General features: G+C 74.7%; 2 protein-coding genes. Both read left to right on the forward strand.

The annotated features are described in order from the left end of the window. Positions 1-439, forward strand: a 439-nt coding sequence (locus ACJA3G_RS37775; RefSeq protein WP_406557514.1) for a DUF3151 domain-containing protein, incomplete at its 5' end; no start/stop codon positions are given. Positions 440-649: 210 nt separating this feature from the next. Further along, positions 650-896, forward strand: a 247-nt coding sequence (locus ACJA3G_RS37780; protein WP_406557515.1) for a hypothetical protein, incomplete at its 3' end; no start/stop codon positions are given.

The following is an 896-nucleotide window of genomic DNA, read 5'->3' on the forward strand; positions in this document are numbered from 1 at the left end:
TCCCCGACGACCCCGAGCCCCGCGAACTCCTCGCGCAGGGCACCGCGCCCGCGGACGTCGCCGCCAAGTACTCCCCGACGACCCCGAGCCCCGCGAACTCCTCGCGCAGGGCACCGCGCCCGCGGACGTCGCCGCCAAGTACCCCACCTCCTCCCTCGCCTGGGCCCAGCTCGCGGACGACGCGTTCGACGCGGGCCGCACCGTCGAGTCGTACGCGTACGCCCGCACCGGCTACCACCGCGGCCTCGACTCGCTGCGCCGCGCCGGCTGGAAGGGCCACGGCCCGGTGCCGTGGGAGCACGAGCCCAACCGCGGCTTCCTGCGCGCCCTGCACGCCCTCGCCCGTGCCGCCCAGGCCATCGGCGAGCAGGCCGAGTTCGAGCGCTGCACCGCGTTCCTGCGGGACTCCTCGCCGCTCGCCGCCGACACGCTGAGCTGACCTGCGCGGATTCGTACCGTCCGGACAATTTTCGTGCGGACGGTACGATCGCACGCACCATCGAATATCGGACAATCGAACGCCGACACCGCACGCCGACACCGCACACCGCAGGTCGACATCGATGTCGGACACCGCAAGACGGCGCTGGCGCACGAGGCCCCACACCTCTCCCCCCAACTCCAGCCGTGAGCAGGGGAGAAGTCTGTCTTGGGCAAGCGAGCAGCCCGCAACGGAGCCCGTCGTGGCCGTGGCCACACCCGACCCCGTAGCGGTGAGAGACGCTCGGCCCGGCTCCGCCCCCGCGCCCTCCTCCTCGCGGGCGGCCTTCTCGGCCTCGCCCTCGTCTGCGCCGCCGCGCTGACCCAGGAGCGCGGCGGCGACAAGGATGCCGCCCGGCCGGGGTACCCCGCCGAGACGCCCCTCGGCTCCCGCGCGCCCCTCCCGGCCGGCGACG

The organism is Streptomyces sp. YS-3, from assembly GCF_045257485.1.
Lineage (GTDB): Bacteria > Actinomycetota > Actinomycetes > Streptomycetales > Streptomycetaceae > Streptomyces.